The organism is Paenibacillus sp. SER-28, from assembly GCF_052906305.1.
Genome location: NZ_JBRECM010000097.1, coordinates 1 through 238 on the forward strand (window position 1 = coordinate 1; position 238 = coordinate 238).

General features: G+C 52.5%; 3 tRNA genes. All 3 read left to right on the forward strand.

The features are described 5' to 3' along the window. Positions 1-76: transfer RNA gene (locus ACUYLD_RS25790), tRNA-Asn, on the forward strand. A 3-nt stretch (positions 77-79) separates the two neighbouring features. Then, positions 80-152: transfer RNA gene (locus tag ACUYLD_RS25795), tRNA-Thr, on the forward strand. A gap of 11 nt (positions 153-163) precedes the next feature. Continuing rightward, positions 164-235 (forward strand) — tRNA-Glu (locus ACUYLD_RS25800). Positions 236-238 lie beyond the last annotated feature (3 nt).

Sequence of the window (238 nt, forward strand, 5' to 3'; positions counted from 1 at the left end):
TCCCTGATAGCTCAGTTGGTAGAGCACTCGACTGTTAATCGAGTTGTCACAGGTTCGAGTCCTGTTCGGGGAGCCATTTGCTCTCATAGCTCAGCAGGTAGAGTGCATCCATGGTAAGGATGAGGTCACCGGTTCGAACCCGGTTGAGAGCTTGTTATAAGATGGCCCGTTGGTCAAGGGGTTAAGACACCTCCCTTTCACGGAGGTAACAGGGGTTCGAATCCCCTACGGGTCATAG